Consider the following 25,146-nt stretch of genomic DNA (forward strand, 5'->3'; position numbering starts at 1 on the left):
TCAAAAAAGCGTGAAGACGCCAGGCATTATTGGCTTGGAATTGACTCAAGTTGTTGCAGCAGTAAAGCCGCCTGGGTGCGGGTGCGCACATTCAACTTGCGAAAAATCGCTGTGACATGGGCCTTGATGGTCGCTTCGGAGACATTCAGCTCATAGGCAATCTGCTTGTTCAGCAAGCCCTCACAGACCATGGTCAGCACGCGGAACTGCTGTGGCGTCAGGCTGGCCAGGCCATCGCTGGCGGCCTTGGCTTCGTCGGAGACGCTGACCGCTTCGAACGCCTGCGCTGGCCAGAACACATCGCCATCGAGCACTTTGCGCACGGCTTGCTGGATCACATTGAGGTCGCTGGACTTGGGAATGAAGCCACTGGCACCGAATTCCCGGGACTTGACCATCACCGAGGCCTCTTCCTGCGCCGAGACCATCACCACCGGAATCTGCGGATATTGCCCGCGCAGCATGACCAGCCCGGAAAAACCGAAAGCGCCGGGCATGTTGAGGTCCAGCAGCACCAGATCCCAATCGGCTTTTTCGGTCAGGCGCGCTTCCAGCTCGGCGATGCTCGCCACTTCCACCAGCCGCACATCCGGGCCGAGGCCCATCGTCACCGCCTGGTGCAGTGCGCTACGAAAGAGTGGGTGATCATCGGCAATCAGGATGTCGTATGTGGCCATTTTTCAAATGATCCTGTTTTTGATGGCTGGCCCGCGCATTCGGGCCACGCCAAGGCAACTCAAGACGCCGCCAGGCAGCGGCATCACAGGGGCACGTTCAACGCCAATCACCCGCTAATCACGGCGTATCAAATCCGGCCGCACCCCAATCGGCGCCAAGCATGCCCAGCGAAGCCGGGGTGGTCAAGCAGCACGGCCACTGCTTTAGCAGTATGGGCCAGTATCAGGCCTGCACTGCTTCCGTGTTTTGCACGAAGGGCAGCAATTCGGCATGCGCCGGGGTCGTCAGGTTGACGCCCAGTTGCTGTTTGGCCCCCAGATAATGCTGGCTGAACACATCGAAGTAGGCATCCAGGGCCGACGCTGCCTCGCTGTCGCCAGCCAGTTCCAGGCACAACGCGGCGACTTCGGCGGTGCACAGATGTTCGCTGCGAGTCGAACGCCGCAGGCGGTACCGCGACAATCGGTCGGGCAGCAGGCTGAGGATCGGCAAGCGATCGAAGTACGGACTCTTGCGGAAAATCTTCCGCGCTTCGGTCCAGGTCGCGTCCAGCAGAATGAACAGCGGGCGCTTGCCGGTATCCATGGCCACGGTGTTGGTCACCCGCGAGGGCTCGACGTATTCACCGGGAAACACCAGGTACGGTTGCCACTGCGGATCATTGAGCAGCGCCAGCAAATGCGGGTCGATGTCGGTGCGCGACCAGATGAAAGCGTGGTTATCGCGCACCACGTCGGCGATCAGCCAGCCGGTATTGCTCGGTTTGAACACTTCCTTGCCGGTCATGATCAGACACACGCCGCTGCGGGACTCGACGGTCGGACGCCAGGCGCACAGGCAATGACTGACAATCACCCGGCAATCGCGGCAGCGCGCAGAGCGGAAACCACGGGCCTGAATCGGCTTGATGCCTGCATCCTCGCGCTGATCGCGCAGGCGGGCCACGGCGTTGGGGGCATGATTCATCGCAGGCAACGCCTGCAGAGAAGAAAACTCGACACGAACAGCACTCGGCGGGGCAATAAAGGCCGGCAGTTTACCAGAGCGACGAGCACAAGCCTGTACCCTCCCGACCGGCTCCCCTATAATTCGCCGCCACTGAACGCACAGCCACGTGGCTGGTCGAACCACCAGTCACTGAACCAGGAGAGTTTCATGCTGCGCCTTATCGTTCCCACCGCTGCCATTCTGCTGGCTTCGTCCTTCAGCGCTCAGGCCGCCTCCCTGAGTGAGCAGAATCTCAACCGAGAGCTGCGCAACGTCGCTGCACAAAGCAGTGCTGGCACGCCACGGGCGATCAACGAAGACATTCTTGATCAGGGCTACACCGTTGAAGGCACCACGCTGGTCAACCACCTGAGCGTGCAAGCCAGCCATGCCGAAAAAATGCGTGCCGATCCGAAGGCTGTGTACTTCCAGCTGGGCGCGTCGGTTTGCAACAACCCGTCGTACCGCAAGCTGATGGCCAAGGGCGCAATCATGCGTTACGACTTCAGCGAGGTGAAGACCAACCGCGCCATCGGCTCCGCCAGCTATCAGGAATCGGATTGCCCGAAAGCTGCGCCGGCGAAAAAGAAGTAATCATCGCGAATTGGCGCGCCGCTGTTCATCCTCGGCGCGCAGTTCGGCCAGCAAAGCCTGCAAGTAGCGCGAGCGGCGCTCTCCTCCCGCCAGACGTCGGCAGCACTCTTCCTCGAAACTCACATGGTTGGTTTCGGCCGATGCCTTCAATAACCGATACAACTGCGTATCGATGTCCAGAGTAACTCTGGTCATATATCCCGCCTCCTTGCCACCCGCAAATCCTTGAATAGCGTGCACCTTGCGTACAGTCATTGACGCAAAGCTGTCGTACGGCGCCTGTACGTTAGTAAATCAGAGGGGCTGACGCTCGGCGCAGCTTCGGACGAGCGGTGAATGCGCGCCCCCACGTAACTTCGAAACGTTGTAATGAAAGTGCGTTGGCGGGGCGATTTAGTCAGCGAAAAACCTGCCCAGGGTCTAAATTCAAAGTATTCCCGATCCCAGGTTCACGGCAGTAAAGGAGCTGCCGGCCAGCGTATTTTTTGCAGCGCGGCACTGACGCCGCACGACAGGACCAGAGAGTCCTGTGCAGAAGGAGAATGTTGCATGCCTTACCAACCGAATGACCTGCTCAGCCGGCATTTTCAGGAAAGCGGCCACGACCTGATCAGCAAGGTCGAAGAACAACTCAGCCTGGTTTCCCCCAACAGTCCGAACCTGCCCATCTATCGCGACATGATCCTGACCGTGCTGCGCATGGCCCAGGAAGATCACAACCGTTGGAACGCCAAGATCACCCTGCAGGCGCTGCGTGAGCTGGAGCAGGCGTTTCGCACGCTGGAAAACTTCAAGGGCCGGCGCAAAGTCACGGTATTCGGCTCGGCGCGCACGCCGGTGGAACATCCGTTGTATGCCATGGCCCGGCAACTGGGCAGCGAACTCGCCCGCTCGGACATGATGGTCATTACCGGAGCCGGTGGCGGGATCATGGCCGCCGCCCACGAGGGCGCGGGGCGCGACCACAGCCTGGGATTCAACATCACCCTGCCCTTCGAGCAGCATGCCAACCCGACAGTGGATGGCACTGGCAATCTGCTGCCCTTCCACTTTTTCTTCACGCGCAAGCTGTTCTTCGTCAAGGAAGCCGATGCGCTGGTACTGTGCCCGGGCGGTTTCGGCACGCTCGACGAAGCGCTGGAAGTGCTGACCCTGATCCAGACCGGCAAGAGCCCGCTGGTACCGGTGGTGTTGCTGGACGCGCCAGGCGGTACATTCTGGCAGGGCGCACTGGACTTCATCCGTCAGCAACTGGAGGAAAACCGTTACATCCTGCCCACCGACCTGAAGTTGATGCGTCTGGTCTACAGCACTGAAGAAGCGGTGCAGCAAATCAATCAGTTCTATGGCAACTTCCATTCCAGCCGCTGGCTCAAGCGCCAGTTCGTGATCCGCATGCACCACAAGCTCAGTGACCAGGCCCTTGAGCACATGCAGGAGGCTTTCGCCGATCTGTGCCTGAGTGACCGGTTCCACCAACACGCCTACGACGGCGAAGATCACGACGAGGCCCAATACAGCCATCTGGCGCGCCTGGCCTTTGCCTTCAACGGCCGAAATCACGGACGCCTGCGTGAACTGGTGGATTACCTCAACCTGCCGGAAAACTGGGCCCATACCAGCCCGCAGACCGCGCAACGCACTCGCGCCCCGTCGAAGGTTACCTGACGGCAAAAAAAAACGGCCCGCTATCGAAATAGCGGGCCGTTTTCATTTAATCGTCCATCCCTCTGCCGCTGAACAAGCGGTTGATCATCTCCATGGAGAAGCCCCTGTATGCGAGGAACCGGCCTTGCCTGGCTCGCTCCTTGGCATCGCCGGGAAGTTGCCCGGAGAACTTGCGACGCCAGGTGTCTTCAAGCTGCTCCTGCCAGCTGATACCGCTTTCACGCAGGGCGAGTTCGATATCGGCACGTTGCAAACCGCGTTGGCTCAACTCTTCACGAATCCGCAAAGGACCGTAGCCAGAGCGGGCACGGTAGGAGACAAAGCTTTCAAGGTAACGGGCTTCGGAAAGCAGACCTTCTTCCGTCAAGCGGTCGAGGGCTGTTTCGATCATCTCGGGGGGAGCGCCGCGCTGACGCAGTTTACGCGTCAGCTCGACTCGACCGTGCTCGCGACGCGCGAGCAGGTCCATGGCGGTTCGCCGCACCGCGACGAGGGTATCGAGTACGGCGGTCGTCATCGGTGCAATCAGATGTCAGCGTCAGCCAGGTCGTCTTCGGTCTCTTTGACCGCAGAAGCCTTGGAGTCAGCGATTACGGCTGGCGACAGCAGCTTGTCACGCAGTTGCTTCTCAAGACGTGCCGCGACTTCCGGGTTGTCCGCCAGGAACTTGGCCGAGTTGGCCTTGCCCTGACCGATCTTGGTGCCTTCATAGGCATACCAGGCGCCGGACTTCTCGACGAAACCGTGCAGCACGCCCAGGTCGATCATCTCGCCGTTCAGGTAGATGCCCTTGCCGTAAAGAATCTGGAACTCGGCCTGACGGAACGGCGAAGCGACCTTGTTCTTCACAACCTTGACGCGGGTTTCGCTGCCGACCACTTCGTCGCCTTCCTTCACCGCGCCGGTACGGCGGATGTCGAGGCGAACCGAGGCGTAGAACTTCAGCGCGTTACCACCGGTGGTGGTTTCCGGGCTGCCGAACATCACGCCGATCTTCATGCGGATCTGGTTGATGAAGATCACCAGGCAGTTGGCGTTCTTGATGTTACCGGTGATCTTACGCAGCGCCTGGGACATCAGACGGGCTTGCAGGCCCACGTGCATGTCACCCATTTCGCCTTCGATTTCAGCCTTCGGCACCAGGGCGGCCACGGAGTCGACGATGATCACGTCAACGGCGTTGGAGCGCACCAGCATGTCGGTGATTTCCAGGGCCTGTTCGCCGGTGTCCGGCTGGGACACCAGCAGGTCGTCGACGTTGACGCCCAGCTTGCCGGCGTACTCGGGGTCGAGGGCGTGTTCGGCGTCGACGAATGCGCAGGTCGCGCCGGCTTTTTGCGCCTGGGCGATCACCGACAGCGTCAGCGTGGTTTTACCGGAGGATTCAGGACCGTAGATTTCAACGATACGACCTTTTGGCAGGCCGCCGATGCCGAGTGCGATGTCCAGCCCCAGAGAGCCGGTGGAAATGGCCGGGATCGCCTGACGGTCCTGATCGCCCATACGCATTACGGCACCCTTGCCGAATTGACGTTCGATCTGACCCAGGGCCGCAGCCAAGGCTTTCTTCTTGTTGTCGTCCATTAAAGTCCTCACGTAATCAATAAGGCCTGACGGCCAACACCTGTATAAGTAGCCAGTATTATTCCACAGCGTTCGCGGATCGCCTACCCCTGATTTTCGATTTCTCGTGCCGCTAGTCGCAGGAGCCCCTCTAGCGCGGCCTTCACCGTTTGTCGGCGCACCTCGTCACGGTTGCCGGGGAAGTGCTGCACCTCGCTGGAAACCGCATCACCGACACCCCAGGCCAGCCACACCGTGCCCACCGGTTTGTTCGGCGAACCGCCGTCCGGCCCGGCCACGCCGCTGACCGCCACGGCAAACCGCGCCAGGCTTTTGTCCTGGGCGCCGCGCACCATGGCCTCGACGACCTCGCGACTAACCGCACCCACCGTGCCGAACAGCTCGGCGGGGACGTTCAGTTGCTGGGTTTTCTGCCGGTTGGAGTAGGTCACATAACCGGCCTCGAACCATGCCGAACTGCCCGGAATGCGGGTGATCGCTTCGGCAATCCCCCCACCGGTACACGACTCGGCCGTGGTGACGTGGGCGTTGAGCACTTGCAGACGTCGGCCCAGTTCGGCAGCCAGTTGGGTGATCTCTTTCACGACGCTCTCCGGATCGGGTGGAATGGCTACCACCGTACACGAGCCGGTTGCGCTTTCAATACACAGACTCATTCAAAATGTTCGGGCGCCAGCGCTCTGACATAGGCCTGACAGGCCTGCAAGGCAATCAGTCCGCGGTCGCCGGTGGCGGTGATGGCGATAATTCGTTGAGCATGCGCCGGGTCAAGTCGGGCGCGTACGGCTGCATGATCCACGCCGCCGGCGCCGGCGGTGGCCGGCACCCCGCAGCCTTGGGCAGCATCGCCGGCGTCGATGAGGACTGACAGGCGCAGATCAGCAGTGGCAAGACGATCGCGCAGGCGATCTTGATCACGTTGGGCATCGCTCATGGCTCGATAGTGGGTTTGTTCACTGGCCGCGAGCCGTTGCTCGAGGGCCAGACGCTTGTCCTGCTCGGCCTGTTGCGCGGTGGCAGCCGTCAGAGTCAGTTGATTGAGGGTGGCGGCGTGTAAACGGGCCTGCTCGGCCAGTTGCCGGCCATAGCGCCAGTCCTGAAACTGCCAGGCCAGCGCCGCCGAACATACGCCGGACAACCCGATGCCGATCAGTCTCCAGGGGATTGGCATAACACCGCCCTCGCCCGCGCCCAGATCTCCAGGCGATCCTGCAGACCGTTCAACCCGCCGTTGATGCGCCGGGTGATGCTGTTGAACTGGTCGCGGTCGGCCAGCTCATTGAGGCCGTTCTGCGCCCAGAACCACGCGGCGGACTCAGCCGCCCATTGCGGCTGCTCGAGCAATTCCGGCAACGCCAGCAGACGCTCGTCGCCGAACAGGCCGAGGCTGCACTGCCAGTAATTGTTGCGCCCGGTGATCTGGATCAGCCCGCGGCCGCGGTACTTCTGCCCGTCGCCATCAGCCTGCGGCGTGTTGCCCAGGCGCAGCGCCAGCGTGCCGGTGTCGTACTTGCTCAGGTACTGGTTGTTGCCCAGCTCGCGCACGTATTGCAACTGGCCCGACTCGTGACCGACCTGCGCCACAAACGCCGCGATGCGTTTGGCCGTATCGATGCGATGGCGGGCCATGGCGTTGTTCAGCGCAGCAACAAAAACGCCCGCTTGGGAGCGGGCGTTGGGCAGGATGGCCTGCAGCATCGACGTCGTGAGCGGCCGGGGCGTGGCCGCTGCGGGACCCGCCGCCGAGGCCGGGTTGTCCGCGCCGCTCATTGTTCGGCTACAGGCAGAGCACCAATCCCGGGGCAGCGCTCGAGGAACGCAAGATATCGGGAATCGGTGTCGGCGACCTGCCCTTGCCGGAGCCAGGTGACAGGATCCTGCGGGCAGGAGAACGTCGACTGGATAGCGGTTTGCTGCTCATCGGTAAATTGCACGTAGATGATAGACATGGGGCTGACCTCTCAGATGTAGTAACTGCCGGTGACAATGTTGAAGCCCCCGGCGTTGGTATTGGCGAACGTGACGTAGATGGTTTGCTGAACCAGCAGCGGCATCATCACCGAGGTACTGGTCGTGGAAAACTGATTCGACACTGCAGCCGATGCGGTGGCGACCTGGAAAGCGCCACTGGCCAGCGGCGCTACGGACATGCCGACACCAATCCCGGCCTGGGTTTGCATCGCGGACATGTACAGCCCGACGTGGGTCGCATTGGGCGGTACATAGCCGGCGATATTGACCCCCGTCATGACCGTACTGCCGACCGTTGTGTTGTAGAGCACGCGGTTCTCGATGGTGATCTGCCGCCCCATCTGATACGCCACGCGCATCTGCCCTGCCGCGTTGGTCGCCAGCACACTGACCAGCGCCGAGGCGGTATAACCGGCAGGCATGGAGGTGCTGCTGTAGATTCGCGGAGCGACGACACCGGTCGAATTGACCGCCATCAGGGCCGACGTCGCCGTGCTCGGGTTGTAGATGGCGTACAGGGCGACATAACCGTTGGCCACGACAGCACCGTTATCCGTACCACCGGCACCGGCGGCGGCCAGGTTGATCGTCCGGTTGAAGTTGCTCAGGCGATAGGAGCGCCCCAGGACCGTACTGACGATGATTTCATCGGCGGTCATGGTGGCGATCTTGGAGTCGGCCGGAATAAACATCTTCAGGTTGGTGGCAGCGCCCGCCAATGGCAGCGCCGTCAACAGGCGCTGCTCGAGTTTGAGGGGCGTCACCGCACTTTCATCGTCAGTCGCCGCAGCGACTTTCTGCTGGGTGGCGATCTTCACCGATCCCTGCGTCGCCTCGGTGGCCTGCCTGGTCTGGTTGGCGATCAGGCTGACGATCGATTTTTTCAGCTGAGCGCTGTCCGCTTCGTCCGGGGTATTGCCGGCTTCGGTGATGACACCGAGTATTTCGCTGGTCACGTTGTTGCCCCACGCAGCCGGGATCAACGATCCGGGCGTACCGGTGACGATGTTTTCATCGGCAAACTTGCCATTGACCAGGCCGATACCGGGTACGCTTTTTGGAAAATCCATGATTCGATCCTTCAGTTGTAATTGATGAACACCAATGTGTGCGCCGGTGCACTGCGGTGGATGAGGCACTCCAGTGCGCTGCCTGGATTGACGCCGAAGCGCTCACCCCAGTAGCTCACCCCGAACCGCCGGCCCAGGCTCTGGCGCCCGCCGGTGTTGAGCACCCAGATGTATTGCGCACGCCAGCTGCCAAAACGCGCTCTGCCAAAGCGCGAGCGCCCCATTCGGGATACTTCGAACTCGGTGACCGACGCGTTGGGATAGCCTTGGCTGCGGGCGATTTCGATGAAGTACGCAGCGTTCTGTGCGCCCACGGCGGTAAGCCGCTCGCGCACCGCGATCCGGCGATCGCCGAAGAGCGGTTTGGGGCCCAGGCACGGATCAGGCAAGGCCATCACCCGCTCCCAGTCCGGCACCAGTTCGCTGACGCCGGCCGGGTCCATCTCGTTGAGCAGGTCGGCGGCACGGGTGTCGAGGCGCGCCAGTTCGACGGCGACGCCGCGCAACACGTCCTCGAGCTCGGGCACGCGCTCCGCGTCCCACGCCGGGCCGGCAGGCAGCAGCGCCCGCAGCTGCGCCTGGTACTGTGCGGCGGTTCTTATGCCCCCCATACGCAGCCTCCGAAGGTCAGCAGCTCGCTGTCGTTGGCGGTGACGTTCGCCACGGGTGCCGTCAGCACGTGGTCGGTTTCACCGGCGGCGCTGCTGATGGCTTCGCGGATATGGCTGATCAGCAGATCCTGGCCAAGGTCGGCCTCGCGGTTGTGCAGGTCGCGCAATTGCGTTTCGACCGCAGCGCGCACGGCACTGGTGTCGGGGGTCAGCGTCAGGCGATAGGTGACCGGCACCTGAATCGGTGGCCGCACATGCACTTCGGCCGTCACCGGGCGCAGCGGTTCGATGTACGCCTGAACCTCGGCGAGTTGTTCGGCGTTCGGCACCGGTTGCGGATCGTCGTCGCGCATGATGTACACGCCGACCGTGCCCGGCCCGAGAAAACCGCCCCGGCACCAGGCGCGGGTCACGCCCGGCACTTCCAGCGCCCAGGTCTCGTAGTCGCTGGCCGAACCGCCGTGGGGAATCAGCCGATAGGAGCGGATCACCCGTGCGCGCAGCGACTCCAGACTTTCTCGCGCCACCCCGCCACTGAGGCCCGGCGGCGCCACCACGAAGCTGCTGCCGACGATGCCGGCAATCGGTTGCACCGGGGTCAGCGCCAGTCCCGCATCGGCATTGCCCAGGCTGCCGGCCTCGAGCGCAGCGATCGTGGTGCTGTTGACGCCACTGACTGTGGTGCGTGCAGCGGTGACGCGGAAGGTCCGGCCATCGCTGGCCTGCAGCAGCGTATCGACGTCGAGCAGCGCCCCGGCCGTGGCGCTGAACCTGACACTGCCGGTAGCGACTTGTGCCGCTTTACGCGGCTGGTTCAGACGCAGCGCGGCGATCCGTTCCACGGTCGACTCGTCGGCGCTGTCGGGCAGGATCTGTTTGGCAATCCAGTCGAGGTAGCCGTACAGACCATAGGCGGCGCCGCCAAGTGTGCGGGCCAAGACTTGCGCATCGGACTGGCGCAGCGCATCGCCGGCCAGGTCGCTTTGGGTGCGTTTGATCAGCACCGGCAGCGAAGGGGTTTCAAACGGCATAGATCACCTGCCAACTGTTATCGGGATTGATGTCCAGGCGTTCGCCGTCGGCCAGGGTCAGGACCGTGCGCAGGTTCAGGCGCTGGGCGTCGAGGCGTTCGCTGATGATGTCGATGGCGCTGCAGTGGCCGTCGTCGATCAGCCATTGCAAGGCTTCGCGGGCATAGAACTCGGCGTCCATCTGCGTCTGTCGGGTCAGCTTGACCCGACGCAAAAGCCACAGCCGCGAACCGATGCGATCGTCGGCGACGGTGGGAAAGCTGTCGCCCCACCAGCCGAAGCGCTCCTCGTCATCGAGGGCGTCGTCATCGGCGGCGCGGCGCCAGGTGAACAGACTGATGAGCACGGCGCGGGTCAGTGCGGCGTGGAGGTTGGGGCTGACGAACATCATTGGCCTCCTGCCGGCGCACCGGTCTGGCCGCTGCCGGCCTGCACGCCAACGTGCACGTGTTTGATCTGACTGATGCCAGCGGCGAGTTGATCACCGCTGGAAACGATCCTGCCGGTCTGGTTGATCACCGGCGTGTCGAAATTCACCGCGCCGCTGGCGCGGATGTTCAGGGTGGCGGTTTCGATGTCGATGATCCGTCCGCGCTTGAAGTGAATTTTGTCGCCCTCGTCGGTGTAGATCGCCACTTCGCCCGAGGCCAGTGACTGCAGGCGATAACGGCGGTCGGCGACCACCAGGGCGATGGCATGGGAACGATCGCCACCGAGAAACGTGACGATGCCTTCGGCGCCGGCCAGCGGGTTGCTGGTGAAACCGTAGGGTTCGAAGTGCTCCAGGTCGTCGTTCACTTCACCGGCGGTGAGGCGCATCTGCAGCGATTGCAGCTTGGATGCCGAGTGGGCGAGCACGACGGTGCCGCGCGCCAGCAGGCGTGTCAGTAGGCTCATGAATTGATCCTCGATACTTTGCCAACACAAAACCTGTGGGAGCGGGCTTGCCCGCGATGGCGGTGTGTCAGGCAAAGAAGTGTTTGCGGTAACCACCGCTATCGCGGGCAAGCCCGCTCCCACAGGATCAGGTGATGCCAGTCGGTTTCGGTGTCAGGCTCAGGTTTTTTTCAGGGGCGTTGGATCAGGATCGAAGGTATGCGCTGGCGCCACTTGCAGCGTGGTCACCGAGCCTTGCGCCGACAGTGAATAGGTGACTTTGGAGATCAGCATGTCGCCGTCAAAGCCGAGTACCGGATCCTTGACCTTCACCAGCGTGTTGTGGCGCCACAGATCGCCATTGGACTGGCGCCAGCCCTGCACCTGATAGGTGGTGGTCTGCGCCCGGCCAACGCGCGTGGCGCTTTCCCAGAGCGCCCGTTTGAGCGACAGATCAGGATTGATCTGCAGGCCCTCGTTGATCACGGTGACGCGGCGACGCTTGTAGCCCAGATCCGTGGCAATCGATTCAATCTCGCTGACCGCCGCGCCACTTTTCTGATCGTTGCCTTTCTGCTGGCCTATGACCCGGTACTCAGAGAACACCTGGCTGTAATCCATCGGCGCGTTGGCCGAGAGGATGTTCTTGCCCAGCTCCAGCGCATCACTGGCCCGACCAGCGCTGCCAGGTCTGGCCAGTACCAGCCGTCCTGCTGCATCGTCGGTGGAGAACACCCGAAACAGCGAAAGCAGACGATCGATCGATTGAAAAACCGTTTCCCCCGGCACGAGGGTGTAACTGCCCAATCGTGTGGTTTCAGCAATCTCGCTGACCACCTTGACCTTGTAGGACGACGCCAAGGCCTCGACGATGCTCAGCATCGGTTGGTCCTTCCACTGGTTCGGACGGTTGATCGCAGCACAGTCCACCAGGTCCTGGGTACAGGAACTGCCCTCGATGCTCAGGCTGATCTGGCGTCCGTCGTAGCTGATCGGGGCTTTGAACACATAGCCGGTGAGCACCAGGTCCTGACCGATCTTCACTTCGCACGGGTCGCCAGGCTTGATCGGTTTGTCTACCGTCTGCCCCGGCCATTGCCAGGTGATGTCGAGTTTGAAAGTGCGGAACTGGCGCTCCAGGTCCGCGCTGATCTGCACACTTTTCCAGCCGCCGTATTCCATGTCGCCAACGGTCAGCGTGACGCGATTGTCCATTTCACTCATGACTCACTCCCTGGAGACTTTGACATCGTTGGGGGCGAATCCCGGATGCGTCAGATCGTTACGCTGAACGACTTCAGTGACCCGGGTGGCATCGGCAAACTGCCGATAGGCCACGACCACGGCGGGAAAGCTTTCCTGAAAGGTTTTGCTGACCAGGCGCACGCCGGACGAAGCCACAGCCTTGAGGTGCGCGATCAGCGCTTCCTTGACATCGCTGATGGCCTGGTAGTGCGCAGGATCGGCCTTGTCCTGAGCTCGTTGCAGGGCGTCGCTCAAGTCTTTCTGCAGCGCCTGCAGATCATCGGTGACCGGCACTTGCTGGCGGCTGACCGGCTGCTTCGCCTGCTGGTCCAGCGAAGGCGTCGCGGCCAGTTTCACCGGCGTCGACGCCACCGGCATCGAGGCGACCCATTGCGCCACCTTGACGATCAGCGTGTCCTGCACCAGATCGGCCAGGGCCTGCGCCGCCGCGTTGGTGTCCTTGCCGGTGGTGATCTTCGGCGCATCGGCTTTGCGAATGGCTTCGAGTTGCTGGGAAACGTCGGCAATCACGCCACGGTAACCCTCCTTCGCAAACGCCTTGAGCTCCTGGATATCGCCAAGCAGGCCCTTGAACTCCGCCGCCACTTCCCTGGGCAACTCCTTCACCGCGCGGACCAGCTCGGTGATCTGCTTGTACTGGGCGATCAGCGGCTTGAGTTGCTCCTTGATCACGTCGTACACGCCGGTGAGGCTGTTGCGCAGATTGGTGATGCCGATCCGCGCCGCCTTGATCAGGGTCATCGCCTGTTCGAAACGCGCCACCGCCGAACCGAGCAACGTATCCGCCTTGGCCAGGAGGACTTTCTGCGTACTCACTGTGGCGGTCGGAAACGGCAGCGGCAGGTCGGGGTAGAACTTCAGCGTGAAGGTCACCAGCCCGCCGTCCTGGCGGGTGTGGCTCATGTCGCACTCGCCGACCTTGACTTGCAGGCGTCCGAGCCACGGATGCACCAGTTCACCACTGCCCGCCTCCAAGGCCTTGAGCAGCTTGTCGCGCTGCTCCAGGCAATCGGCGCCGATGATGAACGCCGTGATGTCGTGGATCTTGGCCTGTTGGCCGAGATCCTCGAAATACGGCAGGTCGCGTTGCGGATACTCGTGCAACTGACCTTTGCGGCCGACCGGGGTTTTCGCCTGATCGATCCAGAACCCGACACCGCGAAACGATGCCGGCAACAAACGGTCACGCCAGTTCATTGGAACCTCCTGCCGACAGCGAGCGGTAGCCGATGCGCGAAGACAGCGCCAGGCCAGGTTGATTGGTTTGCGGTTGATCGGTGCGCAGGCCCGCCGGTGCATTTTCGAAGCGCACGGTCAGGCCGCCTTCGAGTTGCGTGCGGTTGTTGGCCGCGCTTTGCTGGATCAGCGCGCTGGAGGTCTGGGTCAGCGAAGCGGAGTGCTGCGCCGACACCTGCGGCAGACTGCCGCTGGCCGACAACGCAGGGGTCGCCGCGTCGCGAGCACCCGCGAAAAATGGCGCGAACTCACCTTTGCCTTCGGCATTGGCGCGGTTTTGCGCCTCGGTGTAGCTTTCGACCCTGCCGGTGATCTTGGCGATGAAGCCACCGACGCTGCCACCCAGCAGCGCCTGGATCGGCGCCATGATGGCGCTGATTTCTGCCACTTTGCCGCTGAAGTAACCGCTCACCGCGTCCCAGGTTTCCCTCAGGGTCTGCAGCGGCGACCAGGTGAACCACTCACCGAGACCGCTGAAAAAATCGCCAACGCCTTGCGTGATGTCTTCCCACAAGTCGGAAAAGACCTCCGGTATCAGCGCCCAACCCGCCGCAATGGCGTCCATCGGCACCCAATCGAACATCTCGCGCAATGTCGCCTTCACCGGCACGGTCAGCGCCATGAGCAGGTCCCAGATCGCCGCGAACAGGCCGGTAATCGCACCCCAGTTATTCAGGATCATTCCGTAGGGCGTCCAGGCAAACCACGCCTGAAGGAATTCGAAACCGGCACTGACCACCGCTCTGACCCGCGCGAACATCGTCGAGAACAGTTCGCTGACGGGTGCCCAAGACGCGACAACCTTTTGCCAGAGTCCGGCAAAAAACGTCGATATCGGCGCCCAGTTGGCAATGATCAGCCCCGCGGCAACAGCGATGCCCGTGGCGATCAGCATGATCGGGTTGGTCTTGAGCACCAGGCTCATCACACCCAGCACCTGCGTCGCCCCGGCCACGGCGGTTTGCATCGCCGAAAAGGCAATGGCCCCCGCCGCCAGCCCCTGGACCAGCTGCGGGTTGTCATTGAGCAGACTGCCCACCCCGGTCATCAAGGGCTCAAGGCCGACGACCACAGCGCCGACGGCGGGCACCAACGCGGCATTGACCGCCGTGGAAACCTTTTCCATCGACGCGCTGAACACGTTGAGGTTTTGCGCGGCGACTGTCGGCGCGGCGGGCAGGTCGACGGTTTTCGCCGTCGCGCTGACTTCGGTCAATTTGCCCTGGAACGCCGCCGCCGATTTGATCCCGTCCACGAACGGCGTGATCACGCTGCCGCCCTTGAACAGACCACTGATGTCGAGTTTGCCCAGGCCGGTCTGTTCGAGATTTTTCTTGAAGCGCTCGACGGTTGCCCGAAGGGCGCCGAGTTTGGGCGACAGTTCATCGACGCCCGTGATCAGCACCGGCGTCTTCACTTGCTTTTCTTCGTCTGCCATCACTGCACCTGCTGCATCGCATTGATCCGTTGCGCGTGCTCCAGCGATTCGCGGAGCACATCCAGTGGCCTGGCCATCATCTGTTCGGGGTCAACCTTCCAGAACCAGGCCAGGTCATAGGCGACTGCGATCAGGTCGGTGATGGCTCCGACGCCGCACTCATGAAAAAACTCGCAACGGCCCAGCTCAGCGCATTGAGGTCAGCCAGATCGAGCTGGTTGACCGACGACGGTGGAATACCGGCGCACACAGCGATGTATTTGGCCGCCACATCCATGTCGAGGCTGACTTCTTCGCTCTTGTCGATCTTGTACGGCAGCGCCTTGATCGCTCGCACTTCCTGCACCGTCGGACGGCGCAGGACGAGTTCGCTCAGGGGCTCGCCGTGAGCTTCGATCGCAACCTGAAGCTTCACGGCGCCGCTCATTGCCAGGTCCCCTTGATGCCTTCGAATTTCAGTTCGATGGTGGCGTCATCGCCCTTGGAAACCGGCTCTTCGACCAGGTAGGCACCGGCCAGTACGTAGACCTTGCCGTTGCTGAATTCGCAGGTGACGGTGATGTCGGTGCCTTCGATCAGCTTCTTCAGCGGAAAGTCGGCGGTGTGCAGCGCGGTCACTTTGAACGACGGCGCGATATCGGTTTCCTTGTAGAAACCGGGTACGACGGTTTCGCGTTTGACGGCCATCAGCGGGGCTTCGCAGCCGCCGTTGATAGTCAGTTGCGCGCCGTCGACCTTGACGTAGCAGGTGCCTGCAATCACTTGACCCATGGTGTTACTCCCTTCAAATAAAAAAGCCCACCGAGGTGGGCTGAATGCTTGCGGCCACCGCGGTGATCAGGCCGCGTCGTCGTATTGCAGACGGAATTGGTTGAGCAGTGCGAACACGCGCAGACCGTTGATGTAATCCGGCGGGAACAGCACGTTCACACGGCTCGGGTCCTGCACGTCGCGCTCGACGATCAGGTGCTCGGCGAACAGCTCGGCGTTTTCTACGTGGCCTTCCAGTTCCAGCTTGGCGTACTGGGCGATCAGCTCGCCGCGAATGGTCGCCGGGGTGACGATCGGCTGGCCGGCGCCGAAACGAGTGCCGTCGGAGGCCAGTTTGTGGCGCCCGTATTTGCTGGTGATCACGCTTTGCAGACGACGCACGATGAACGCCGACTGGTGCATGGTTTCGCTGTCCAGGTAGGAGTTGTCGGCCTGACCGTAAGCGTTCTTCTGGTAGGTGGTGATCGAGCGCTGGATGCGCACGTAACCGCCTTCGTAGTACGCGGTAGCGATGCCGTAGTTGAGCAGCGACTGACGCTCGGTCAGGGTGAAACGCTCACTGGCCGGCGCCGGATCAACGCCCGGCAGGCTGCCGCTCTGGGTCGGACGGCTGGCATCGGCGGAGATGAACACCGCGGTGCGTGCCGTGAGTGCGGCGGCCTGTACCCAGACCGGTTGCGGTACGCCCGGCTCCAGCGCCTGAATGGTCATGTGCTGGTCGTTGCGTGCCTGGCCAGCAGCAACCAGGGTGCCGACGGTGCCGCGCTTGGCGCTGTAGACGTGACCGAACAGTTGCGTGGCCCACGACCAGCGACCGCTGCTGTCATCCATCACCGCTTGCCAGGTGTTGAGGGTCGACAGATCCGACCACGGCAGCGCGATGAACTCGAACGGCTCGTCACCCAGTGCAGCCACGGCTGCCACCTGGTCCGGCACACCGGCGCCGCCGGTCATGGCGGTGATCGCGGTGGTCAGGCCGGCCGGGGTTTCTTCGCCGTTGCTCTTGCCCAGGCGATTGAACTGCAGGCTGATGTCGTTGCCGCTGTCGCCGGTCCATTTGGCGTTCAGGGTGACCACACCTTCGGCAGCCGCCGCGCTCACCGGCAGATCGGCCGTGGCGTTGATTTTCTGTGCCAGCGCGGTGGCGGCCTGAGCAGCGGTGGCACCGTTGACCACGGAGGCCTGCACCCGCACACCGCCGACGTACAGGTTGAGCACGCCAGCCTGAGTCGCAGTGCCGGTCAGGGTCAGCACGCCTTTGGCGATGGCGCCCTCGCTGTTGTGCAGCGGCAGGCACCAGATCTCGCCGATCGGGTCAGCCTTGCGGAAGGTCTCGTACATCGAAGCGAGCATCGAGCCTTGGCCACCGATGCTTTTCGCCAGCGCGACGCTGGAGACCAGCACCAGTTTGCCGACTTCGCTCGGGGCGATGTTGTCGTTGACCTGAGCGACGATCAGACGGCGCATGGCCGAAGTCGCGCTATTGGCGGCCGAGTTGTCCATTTCGGCATAGAACAGCGGTACACGAATGTCCGCGGGGATGTTGCTGAATCCGATCGCCATTATTTGGCTCCCTGTGCTTTGGCTTTTGCGGTTTTGAGGGTGATGTCGCCGTCGGCCAGACGCCGGCGCCACCAGGCGCTGTCCAGCACTTCGCGGCCTTCGAGGGGCAGCAGGTCGCCCGCTTCCGGGTCCGGCACGGCGCGGCCAGCGGCCGGCAATACGGTGATGCGATTGCTCATGGGGTTACGTCTCCAGAGAAAGTCAGTTCCACGCGCCCGTCGGGGCCCGGGTGTTTCAGGTTGGGGTCGGCCGGGTCGATCGCATCGACCCGCACGGTGGCCCCGGTAAAGGACGCCAAACCGTCCAGTTCGCGTTCGTGCCAACTCTCCGCAGGCTGACTTGGCAGATTGCGGCCGAGCTGGAACTCGGCAAAAAAGCGCAGCCGGTAGAAGGCCCGGCTGTTGTTGATCTCGACCATCTCGCCGCCGTCATAGACGATGGCGCTGTAGTCGCTGCCCGGCTTGAACCCCACCAGCGCGCGCCACAGTTCGGCGCGCAGGTCGTGCAACAGATCCAGCGCTTTTGTAGCGTCGGTTGCGTCAAGCGCGAGGACGATTTCGAAGCGGTCGCGGATCGGTTGGGCGGTGAGGTTTTGTGCGGTGCTGTTGCTGGCCAGATCGGTCACTTGCATCGTGTAGGCAGCGGGCATCGCAACGGGACCGCTGGCCTGTAGCGCTACAAGGTCGAAACCTGCGGTGATTCGATTGCCCAAGGTTGGGCATTGATTACGCAACTGCGTGATCACAGACGAAATTTTCATGGCATTTCACCGGGCAATAAAAAACCCGCGTTGAGAGAGCGGGTTCAAAAGGTATTTATTGGATCTAAACTTCGCAAAAACCGATGTCCGCACAAACCTTGAATCAACAGGCCGGAGCAGTTATATTTCACGCCAATCTCTGCAATTAGAAATATCGCCATGGACCGGACTTACTACTTTAAAAACTTATTGATCTCCCTGGCGTTACTGGCGATATCCATATTTACCTGGTTTCACAACAACACCAGTTCCAGGCAGGAAAATCTTTATTTCTTACTCATCATGATAACAAGCACTGTTCTCTTTCCTTTTTCGAAAAGACTGATTGAGCGGTTCTTCTTATCGTTTACATCTCCAGCATTCTGGACACGGGGTTTATTTATAGAGAATCCAGGAAAAAATGGCATGTACGCAATATTCTGGATATTGTGCATTGCCTCCGCCATTCCGTTGGGTGGTGCGTACCTGATTTACCTGACTATATATAAATCTCCCGCCCTGTCGAAAACCGGAAGAAAAGATGATTAAAGCGCCATTATCGCCTCATTCAGCTTTTTTACCTGCGCGTCATTAATCAGGGCACCGCTAATCGCAACCAACATCGAAAAGCCCAAAATGGTCATTCCGCTGGTAGCCGTCAGCGCAAAGACAAACGTAAGCAGTGCGGTCGCCGCAGCACCCAGAGCAAGTGTCTCGACCTTTAAGAAAACCGCGCTCCATTCGCCTGTTTGATAACCTTGTTTGATTTCGACAATAAGGTCTTTTGCATCAAGCAGCTTCCCGGTGTATCCAAAGCCTTTGGCGAACTGGCTGAGGTTTTTGCCCAGTTCAGCATGATTCAAAGAGTCCAGAGCTGACGCTATTGCCGCTCGGTCCTGAATGCTGAACTTCTTGTTCAAACCATCTTTGTATTTGTCAAAGGCAGCAATCCCCTGTTCAGCGCTACGAATGGTCTTTCCTTGCGCCTCAACCGCCAGTTCCTGAGCTGACGCCGAGAACCTGGCACCAAAATTTTCGGATAGCTTTTCATAAAAATCGACTGTGAACTTCAAGGCTCCCTGATAATCGATTTCGGCAGCCTTTTGCTCGGCAAGTCGCTTGGCCTCCTCTTCAGCCTTACGTTGGGCTTCCGCTTGTTGTCTGGCTAGTTCTTCTGCTTGCCTACGAGCTTCAGCTTGTCGAGCCTCCTCAGCTTGGCGCTGTCTCTCGGCCTCGGCCTGACGTCGCGCGATCTCAGCATTCAACGTATTCAACCGAGTCTGAAGACTACCTATCTGATCATTGAGGATATTGGCGTTATACATTGCTTGCAAAGTGCCGAGCGAAGGAGCCCCCTTAGTTAAAAGCACTTCCTGTTTGAGCAAAATATTTTTCTGATTCAGCATGGCACTGACAACTGTCAAGGCTCTTTCAAGCCAGGCATCCGGCGTAGGATTAACCAATGCTGGATAGGTCGCCGAAAACTGATCCAGCTCCGCCTGGAGCCTCGGCTCCATATTCAGCTTTCGCTCGTTATAATCAGCCTCGATTGCAATGACAAATCCCTGCATCGGATTACCCAACGGGTAATTCCCGAGAATACTGCCTCGTGTTGAGGTGGTGCTGCCAATGAACTCGTGTGTCCCGTCGGCATAAATAACTGTTGTAGCCAGTTCAATTGTCACTCTTACTTTCCTTTTTTTTCGAAGCGAGCAAATCATTTACCCACCATTGTATTAATCGAATTTTTACTACACCCAGGGGAGATATGAAATGCGGATTTACATCGATAAACGTCACTCTCATTAATCGCCCTTGGTGCGTTGCCTTCGAACTAAGCCCACCGCTCAATGATTGGATCAACCTGTGTCAGTGCGATTCGGTAAATCAGATAAGTGCGCGATTACTGCGGATCGCGCGGCGGCACTTCGCAGACGCCGATGCGCTTGGCGGCCCAGCGTTCGTAGAGGCCGATGGCGACGTCGGCGCCGGCCATTGCCGTCAGGCAGCCAATCGCGCAAGCCGCCCAGATCGACATGCCGGCGGCATACAGCAGCATGATTGCCGACACACCGCAGATGACGCAGGCCCCGGAACGTAAAGCCAGGCGCCGCATCAGCGCCCAGCCCCGCGCGCCCTCCTTGTCGGCGCGCCACATTTCCCCGGAAACGCCGCCGACCAGGGCGAGCAGGATGACCAGCCAGATTGGCATGTCCGCCAACGCTTGTTGCTCGTTTGTCATGTCACGCCTCCTGGGGTGATGGATGAGTGGTGTGTGTTGGGATCAAACGGTTTCTCTTGAGGCAGGCATTCCAAAAAGCCCGGCAGTCACCCGCCGGGCTTTTCAGTAATGCGCTCCAGGAACGTCTCGGCTGGTTTAGTTAAAGGGGAAAGGCGCTACCTGCCAGTCGATGGAAGCAAGGCCATGACGGCCAACAGTCACTTCGAAAATGCCCGACGCAAGGCCGGGCTTCAAAGCAATATGCGCTTTTGTTGACGTGTGTAGCGGATGCCTCACGGCAACTGCGGCCAAGTGATTGTGTGTGGATAACCAGGCTGTTTATTGACTTGCATGAACGCGACGAAATATTCGTTCAAAGCCGTCAGATAGGCTGTTTCGGCCGCCGTAGCGATGCCCAGGTCGACCTTGGCTTGCAGATCCGTGGCGGCCAGATTCGCCACCACACTGTCGAAACGCTTGGCTTTTTCCTCCCGCAGTTTTTTACCCAGCTCCGACTGCGACCAAGGGAACTCGGAGTTGAACGTCCATACGCCGTTGTAGTTGGTAGCGATGTAGTCGTAGTCGACCTGATAAACGTCACGGCCGGTGATATCAACCCAGACTTGTTGCGGTGCGAACTCTTCGCTAATCGGGTTTACCGTTTCGAAAATGTTGTCGACTCTGCCATTCACTACACGGGCGTATTTTTTCATGCTCATTCATAATGTCCTTATTGATTGCCGATTGTTCGGCCAATGGGGTTCTCTGCCTGCATCAGGTAGGCATTCCAAAAAGCCCGGCAGTCACCCGCCAGGCTTTTCAGTAATGCGCTCCTTCGCCTTCCTTCAAATCCTGTATGCGTGAAGGAAGCTGACTTTTCGGCGCTACTGGCGCGGTACGAGTCCATTCAAATTGTTTTTCCGACCGCGGTCCCTGCCCGCCGGATAACTGCTTTTGGTGCTTTACGCTGCACACCCGGGTCAGTTGCCAACCCTCTGAACCGTCAAGGCCGGTTCATCGCTGCCTGTTCCTGTGGAACTAAAGAGCTGTCGTTGCCAGCCGCTTTGTCGAGCGGCTTGATGGCAAGAATATGCATGTATGCATATACAGTCAATGCACAAATGCATTTATTTACGCATAAAAAAATGCACTAGCGCATGAAAGGCCCGGCAATCAAGGCGTTGAGGGTTTTCTCCAGGCGAAAAAAAACCCGCCTGTGGGCGGGTTTCGTCTGAACGTGTTGGCGTTAGCGGGCGTACATGCCCCACCAGAAGACATGACCGAGGATGACGATCTGTTCTTCCTGCATCTCCTGGAAGCTGTAGTCCTCGTCCGGATGTTCGTCGCGGTTGAAGCTGCGCAGGCGAATGCCGGTCGGCAGGCGATAGAGCTGCTTAACGCGCAGCTGGCCGTTGTGATTGATCGCGTAGAGGTCGCCATCGACGATGTCGCCGATCCCGCACTTGCCGGCGTTGACGCCAACGGTGGCGCCATCGCGCAGGACCGGCAACATGCTGTTGCCACGCACGGTCACGCACTTGGCCTGATCGAACTGCACGCCGTTATGCCGCAGGCTGCGCTTGCCGAAGCGCAGACTGGAGCGCTCGCTCTCTTCAATGACGAATCTTCCTGATCCAGCTGCCAATTCAACCTCGCGAAGAAAGGGCACCGACACTTCGTCATCCTCGACGGGCGTGTCATCGTCCCACAGCATGATGTCCTTGAGTTCTGCATGCACGTCATCCCGCGCAGCGCCGGCCGTCTGAGTGACATCCGCGCGGCCGCGCAACTGATCGGTGCTGACATTGAAATACTCGGCGATCCTGGAAATGTGCTTATCCGAAGGATCGACGATTTTCCCGCTGAGAATCCGCGAGAGAGTGGATTGTGGCACGCCGGTGCGACGGTGGAGCTCCGTGGGGGAGATCCCGTGCTGGTCGAGCAGTGCTCTTAGGACGGAGGATACGTTGCGTTTTTGCATAACGCGCATAGTGCTTGAAGTTTTTCGCGAAGACAAATGCTGATTTGCATAATTCGTGCATATCAGCGCTTTTGCGGTAGACAGCGGTCATCCGGCCGGCGATGCCTGCGTCCAACAGACCGCCCATGTTAACCTTGCGCCCATCGCGGAAAAGCCCGGCCAATGCCACGCTTTTGCCCCACACCTTTGAACGAGTTGCCTGACAATCCGATGAATAAAGCCGTCTCCGACCTGTCCTCCCACACCCCGATGATGCAGCAGTACTGGCGCCTGAAGAATCAGCACCCGGACCAGCTGATGTTCTACCGCATGGGTGACTTCTACGAGATCTTCTACGAAGACGCGAAGAAAGCCGCCAAGTTGCTGGACATCACGCTGACCGCGCGCGGGCAGTCGGCGGGGCAGGCGATTCCGATGTGCGGCATTCCTTATCACGCGGCGGAAGGCTACCTGGCCAAGCTGGTCAAGCTCGGTGAATCGGTGGTGATCTGCGAGCAGGTCGGCGACCCAGCCACCAGTAAGGGCCCGGTAGAGCGTCAAGTGGTGCGGATCATCACCCCGGGCACGGTCAGCGACGAGGCCTTGCTGGATGAGCGCCGCGACAACCTGATCGCCGCGGTGCTGGGCGATGAGCGTCTGTTCGGCCTGGCCGTGCTGGACATCACCAGCGGCAACTTCACCGTGCTCGAGATCAAGGGCTGGGAGAACCTGTTGGCGGAGCTGGAGCGGGTCAACCCAGTGGAACTGCTGATCCCCGATGACTGGCCAAAGGATCTGCCGGCGGAAAAACGCCGTGGCGTGCGGCGTCGGGCGCCGTGGGATTTCGAGCGCGACTCGGCGCTGAAAAGTCTCTGCCAGCAGTTCTCCACCCAGGACCTGAAAGGCTTCGGCTGCGAAACCCTGACCCTGGCCATCGGCGCCGCCGGTTGCCTGCTGGCCTATGCCAAGGAAACCCAGCGCACTGCCCTGCCCCACCTGCGCAGCCTGCGCCACGAGCGCCTCGACGACACCGTGGTGCTGGACGGCGCGAGCCGTCGCAACCTGGAACTCGACACCAACCTGGCCGGCGGCCGCGACAACACCCTGCAATCGGTGGTCGACCGCTGCCAGACCGCGATGGGCAGCCGTCTGCTGACCCGTTGGCTGAACCGCCCACTGCGCGATCTGAACGTGCTGCTGGCGCGCCAGACGTCGATCAGTTGCCTGCTCGACGGCTATCGCTTCGAAAAGCTCCAGCCGCAACTCAAGGAGATCGGCGACATCGAGCGCATCCTTGCGCGGATCGGCCTGCGCAACGCGCGCCCGCGCGACCTCGCTCGCCTGCGTGACGCCCTCGGTGCGCTGCCGCAATTGCAGGTGGCGATGGCCGACCTGGAAGCGCCGCACCTGACCCGCCTGGCCGCCACCACCAGCACCTACCCGGAACTGGCGGCGCTGCTGGAAAAAGCCATTATCGACAACCCGCCCGCGGTGATCCGCGACGGCGGTGTGCTGAAGACCGGTTACGACAGCGAACTCGACGAACTGCAATCGCTGAGCGAAAACGCCGGCCAGTTCCTGATCGACCTGGAAGCCCGGGAGAAGGCCCGCACCGGCCTGACTCACCTGAAAGTCGGCTACAACCGCATTCACGGCTATTTCATCGAATTGCCGAGCAAACAGGCGGAATCCGCCCCGGCCGATTACATCCGTCGCCAGACGCTCAAGGGCGCCGAGCGCTTCATCACTCCGGAACTGAAAGCCTTCGAAGACAAGGCGCTGTCGGCCAAGAGCCGGGCCCTGGCCCGCGAGAAAATGCTCTACGAGGCGTTGCTGGAAGATCTGATCAGCCAGCTGCCACCGCTGCAGGACACCGCCTCGGCGCTGGCCGAACTGGATGTGCTGAGCAACCTCGCCGAGCGTGCGCTGAACCTTGATCTGAACTGCCCGCGCTTCGTCAGCGAACCGTGCATGCGCATTACCCAGGGTCGTCACCCGGTGGTCGAGCAAGTGCTGACCACGCCGTTCGTAGCCAACGACCTGAGCCTCGACGACAACACGCGGATGCTGGTGATCACCGGGCCGAACATGGGCGGTAAATCCACCTACATGCGCCAGACCGCGTTGATCGTGCTGCTGGCGCATATCGGCAGCTTCGTGCCGGCGGCCAGTTGCGAGTTGTCGCTGGTGGATCGCATCTTCACCCGGATCGGTTCCAGCGACGATCTCGCCGGCGGCCGTTCGACCTTCATGGTCGAGATGAGCGAAACCGCCAACATCCTGCACAACGCCACCGAACGCAGCCTGGTGCTGATGGACGAAGTCGGCCGCGGCACCAGCACCTTCGACGGCCTGTCGCTGGCCTGGGCGGCGGCCGAGCGCCTGGCCCAACTGCGCGCCTATACTCTGTTTGCCACGCACTACTTCGAACTGACGGTGCTGCCGGAAGCCGAACCATTGGTGGCCAACGTGCACCTCAACGCTACCGAGCACAACGAGCGCATCGTGTTCCTGCACCACGTGCTCCCGGGGCCGGCGAGCCAGAGCTACGGTCTGGCGGTGGCGCAACTGGCCGGCGTGCCGAGCGACGTGATCGTGCGCGCGCGCGAGCATCTGAGCCGCCTTGAGGACACCGCGCTGCCGCATGAAGCGCCGAAACCGGTGAAGGGCAAACCGGCGGTGCCACAGCAGAGCGACATGTTCGCCAGCCTGCCGCACCCGGTACTCGACGAGTTGGCCAAGCTGGATCTGGATGACGTCACCCCGCGTCGTGCGCTCGAAATGCTCTATGCACTGAAGAACCGGATATAAGCACTGAGAAAGCGGATATAACGCAATCGGCGGCAAGCTGTTAGAATCTCGCGCGGTTTGGGATGCTGCTG

General features: G+C 60.9%; 30 protein-coding genes. 4 read left to right on the top strand and 26 right to left on the bottom strand.

What is annotated here, in order from left to right; all coding sequences use genetic code 11:
* Positions 1-26 precede the first annotated feature (26 nt).
* A complete protein-coding gene (gene erdR / locus QRN70_RS09750) occupies positions 27-677 on the bottom strand; it encodes a response regulator transcription factor ErdR (protein WP_285417320.1) in 651 nt (216 codons plus the stop codon).
* 223 nt (positions 678-900) lie between these two features.
* Entirely contained in the window at positions 901-1,644 is a 744-nt protein-coding gene (locus QRN70_RS09755; protein ID WP_285417321.1) for a tRNA-uridine aminocarboxypropyltransferase, read from the bottom strand.
* Positions 1,645-1,833: 189 nt separating this feature from the next.
* Between QRN70_RS09755 and QRN70_RS09760 the strand changes: the two genes are divergently transcribed.
* Complete coding sequence (locus QRN70_RS09760) at positions 1,834-2,259, top strand: PA3611 family quorum-sensing-regulated virulence factor (protein ID WP_285417322.1); 426 nt, start codon at positions 1,834-1,836, stop codon at positions 2,257-2,259.
* On the opposite strand, the gene QRN70_RS09765 is transcribed toward QRN70_RS09760, so the two are convergent.
* Positions 2,260-2,454 (bottom strand): hypothetical protein, encoded by a 195-nt coding sequence (locus QRN70_RS09765; RefSeq protein ID WP_285417323.1) that lies wholly within the window; start codon positions 2,452-2,454, stop codon positions 2,260-2,262.
* 354 nt (positions 2,455-2,808) lie between these two features.
* On the opposite strand from QRN70_RS09765, the gene QRN70_RS09770 reads away from it, so the two are divergent.
* A complete protein-coding gene (locus QRN70_RS09770; RefSeq protein WP_285417325.1) occupies positions 2,809-3,927 on the top strand; it encodes an LOG family protein in 1,119 nt (372 codons plus the stop codon).
* A 46-nt stretch (positions 3,928-3,973) separates the two neighbouring features.
* Here QRN70_RS09770 and recX read toward each other — a convergent pair whose 3' ends face one another.
* The 19 genes from recX to QRN70_RS09865 all read right to left on the bottom strand — a co-directional run bounded on the left by recX (position 3,974) and on the right by QRN70_RS09865 (position 18,104).
* Entirely contained in the window at positions 3,974-4,444 is a 471-nt protein-coding gene (gene recX, locus QRN70_RS09775; RefSeq protein ID WP_285417326.1) for a recombination regulator RecX, read from the bottom strand.
* Between the two features lie 8 nt (positions 4,445-4,452).
* A complete protein-coding gene (recA, locus tag QRN70_RS09780) occupies positions 4,453-5,511 on the bottom strand; it encodes a recombinase RecA (protein WP_285417327.1) in 1,059 nt (352 codons plus the stop codon).
* An 83-nt stretch (positions 5,512-5,594) separates the two neighbouring features.
* Positions 5,595-6,095, bottom strand: a complete 501-nt coding sequence (locus QRN70_RS09785) for a CinA family protein (protein ID WP_285417328.1) — start codon at positions 6,093-6,095, stop codon at positions 5,595-5,597.
* Between the two features lie 68 nt (positions 6,096-6,163).
* Positions 6,164-6,682 carry a lysis system i-spanin subunit Rz gene (locus QRN70_RS09790; RefSeq protein WP_285417330.1) on the bottom strand — a complete coding sequence of 173 codons (519 nt, stop codon included), beginning with the start codon at positions 6,680-6,682 and terminating at the stop codon, positions 6,164-6,166.
* Positions 6,661-7,209 carry a glycoside hydrolase family 19 protein gene (locus QRN70_RS09795; RefSeq protein WP_285418065.1) on the bottom strand — a complete coding sequence of 183 codons (549 nt, stop codon included), beginning with the start codon at positions 7,207-7,209 and terminating at the stop codon, positions 6,661-6,663. The genes QRN70_RS09790 and QRN70_RS09795 overlap by 22 nt, the downstream gene beginning before the upstream one ends.
* A gap of 68 nt (positions 7,210-7,277) precedes the next feature.
* Complete coding sequence (locus tag QRN70_RS09800) at positions 7,278-7,460, bottom strand: hypothetical protein (RefSeq protein ID WP_285417331.1); 183 nt, start codon at positions 7,458-7,460, stop codon at positions 7,278-7,280.
* Positions 7,461-7,472: 12 nt separating this feature from the next.
* Positions 7,473-8,552: a hypothetical protein gene (locus QRN70_RS09805; RefSeq protein ID WP_285417333.1), complete on the bottom strand. Its 1,080-nt coding sequence runs from the start codon at positions 8,550-8,552 to the stop codon at positions 7,473-7,475.
* Between the two features lie 11 nt (positions 8,553-8,563).
* Complete coding sequence (locus QRN70_RS09810) at positions 8,564-9,163, bottom strand: YmfQ family protein (protein ID WP_285417335.1); 600 nt, start codon at positions 9,161-9,163, stop codon at positions 8,564-8,566.
* The gene (locus tag QRN70_RS09815) at positions 9,151-10,194 is read right to left on the bottom strand and encodes a baseplate J/gp47 family protein (RefSeq protein WP_285417337.1); all 1,044 of its coding nucleotides are present in this window, start codon (positions 10,192-10,194) and stop codon (positions 9,151-9,153) included. The genes QRN70_RS09810 and QRN70_RS09815 overlap by 13 nt, the downstream gene beginning before the upstream one ends.
* Complete coding sequence (locus tag QRN70_RS09820; protein ID WP_285417339.1) at positions 10,184-10,582, bottom strand: phage GP46 family protein; 399 nt, start codon at positions 10,580-10,582, stop codon at positions 10,184-10,186. The genes QRN70_RS09815 and QRN70_RS09820 overlap by 11 nt, the downstream gene beginning before the upstream one ends.
* The gene (locus QRN70_RS09825; protein ID WP_285417340.1) at positions 10,582-11,091 is read right to left on the bottom strand and encodes a phage baseplate assembly protein V; all 510 of its coding nucleotides are present in this window, start codon (positions 11,089-11,091) and stop codon (positions 10,582-10,584) included. The genes QRN70_RS09820 and QRN70_RS09825 overlap by 1 nt, the downstream gene beginning before the upstream one ends.
* Positions 11,092-11,250: 159 nt before the next feature.
* Positions 11,251-12,294 carry a phage baseplate assembly protein gene (locus QRN70_RS09830; protein WP_285417342.1) on the bottom strand — a complete coding sequence of 348 codons (1,044 nt, stop codon included), beginning with the start codon at positions 12,292-12,294 and terminating at the stop codon, positions 11,251-11,253.
* Positions 12,295-12,297: 3 nt separating this feature from the next.
* On the bottom strand, positions 12,298-13,533 hold the full coding sequence (locus QRN70_RS09835) for a DNA circularization protein (RefSeq protein ID WP_285417343.1): 1,236 nt from the start codon (positions 13,531-13,533) through the stop codon (positions 12,298-12,300).
* Complete coding sequence (locus QRN70_RS09840) at positions 13,520-15,010, bottom strand: phage tail tape measure protein (protein ID WP_285417345.1); 1,491 nt, start codon at positions 15,008-15,010, stop codon at positions 13,520-13,522. The genes QRN70_RS09835 and QRN70_RS09840 overlap by 14 nt, the downstream gene beginning before the upstream one ends.
* A 130-nt stretch (positions 15,011-15,140) precedes the next feature.
* Positions 15,141-15,437, bottom strand: a complete 297-nt coding sequence (locus QRN70_RS09845; protein ID WP_285417347.1) for a phage tail assembly protein — start codon at positions 15,435-15,437, stop codon at positions 15,141-15,143.
* Complete coding sequence (locus QRN70_RS09850) at positions 15,434-15,781, bottom strand: phage tail tube protein (RefSeq protein WP_047601245.1); 348 nt, start codon at positions 15,779-15,781, stop codon at positions 15,434-15,436. The genes QRN70_RS09845 and QRN70_RS09850 overlap by 4 nt, the downstream gene beginning before the upstream one ends.
* Positions 15,782-15,847: 66 nt before the next feature.
* The gene (locus QRN70_RS09855) at positions 15,848-17,344 is read right to left on the bottom strand and encodes a phage tail sheath subtilisin-like domain-containing protein (RefSeq protein WP_285417349.1); all 1,497 of its coding nucleotides are present in this window, start codon (positions 17,342-17,344) and stop codon (positions 15,848-15,850) included.
* Entirely contained in the window at positions 17,344-17,523 is a 180-nt protein-coding gene (locus QRN70_RS09860; RefSeq protein WP_285417351.1) for a DUF2635 domain-containing protein, read from the bottom strand. Before QRN70_RS09860 ends, QRN70_RS09855 begins: the two co-directional genes overlap by 1 nt.
* On the bottom strand, positions 17,520-18,104 hold the full coding sequence (locus tag QRN70_RS09865; RefSeq protein ID WP_285417352.1) for a phage tail terminator protein: 585 nt from the start codon (positions 18,102-18,104) through the stop codon (positions 17,520-17,522). Before QRN70_RS09865 ends, QRN70_RS09860 begins: the two co-directional genes overlap by 4 nt.
* A 159-nt stretch (positions 18,105-18,263) precedes the next feature.
* Here QRN70_RS09865 and QRN70_RS27715 point away from each other — a divergent pair, with 159 nt between their 5' ends.
* Positions 18,264-18,632, top strand: coding sequence for a colicin E1 family microcin immunity protein (locus QRN70_RS27715; RefSeq protein ID WP_502941551.1), 369 nt, complete (start codon positions 18,264-18,266; stop codon positions 18,630-18,632).
* Here QRN70_RS27715 and QRN70_RS09870 read toward each other — a convergent pair.
* The 4 genes from QRN70_RS09870 to QRN70_RS09885 form a co-directional block, all read right to left on the bottom strand.
* A complete protein-coding gene (locus tag QRN70_RS09870; protein WP_285417354.1) occupies positions 18,629-19,768 on the bottom strand; it encodes a colicin-like pore-forming protein in 1,140 nt (379 codons plus the stop codon). The genes QRN70_RS27715 and QRN70_RS09870 overlap by 4 nt on opposite strands.
* 218 nt (positions 19,769-19,986) lie before the next feature.
* Entirely contained in the window at positions 19,987-20,325 is a 339-nt protein-coding gene (locus QRN70_RS09875) for a phage holin family protein (protein WP_285417355.1), read from the bottom strand.
* 272 nt (positions 20,326-20,597) lie between these two features.
* Positions 20,598-21,023: a tail fiber assembly protein gene (locus tag QRN70_RS09880; RefSeq protein ID WP_285417356.1), complete on the bottom strand. Its 426-nt coding sequence runs from the start codon at positions 21,021-21,023 to the stop codon at positions 20,598-20,600.
* Between the two features lie 527 nt (positions 21,024-21,550).
* On the bottom strand, positions 21,551-22,285 hold the full coding sequence (locus QRN70_RS09885) for a LexA family transcriptional regulator (protein ID WP_285417358.1): 735 nt from the start codon (positions 22,283-22,285) through the stop codon (positions 21,551-21,553).
* A gap of 210 nt (positions 22,286-22,495) precedes the next feature.
* Here QRN70_RS09885 and mutS point away from each other — a divergent pair, with 210 nt between their 5' ends.
* Positions 22,496-25,075, top strand: coding sequence for a DNA mismatch repair protein MutS (gene mutS / locus QRN70_RS09890; RefSeq protein WP_285417359.1), 2,580 nt, complete (start codon positions 22,496-22,498; stop codon positions 25,073-25,075).
* Positions 25,076-25,146: the final 71 nt, after the last annotated feature.

Source organism: Pseudomonas sp. efr-133-TYG-5 (assembly GCF_030209175.1).
In the GTDB taxonomy this organism is placed as follows: domain Bacteria; phylum Pseudomonadota; class Gammaproteobacteria; order Pseudomonadales; family Pseudomonadaceae; genus Aquipseudomonas.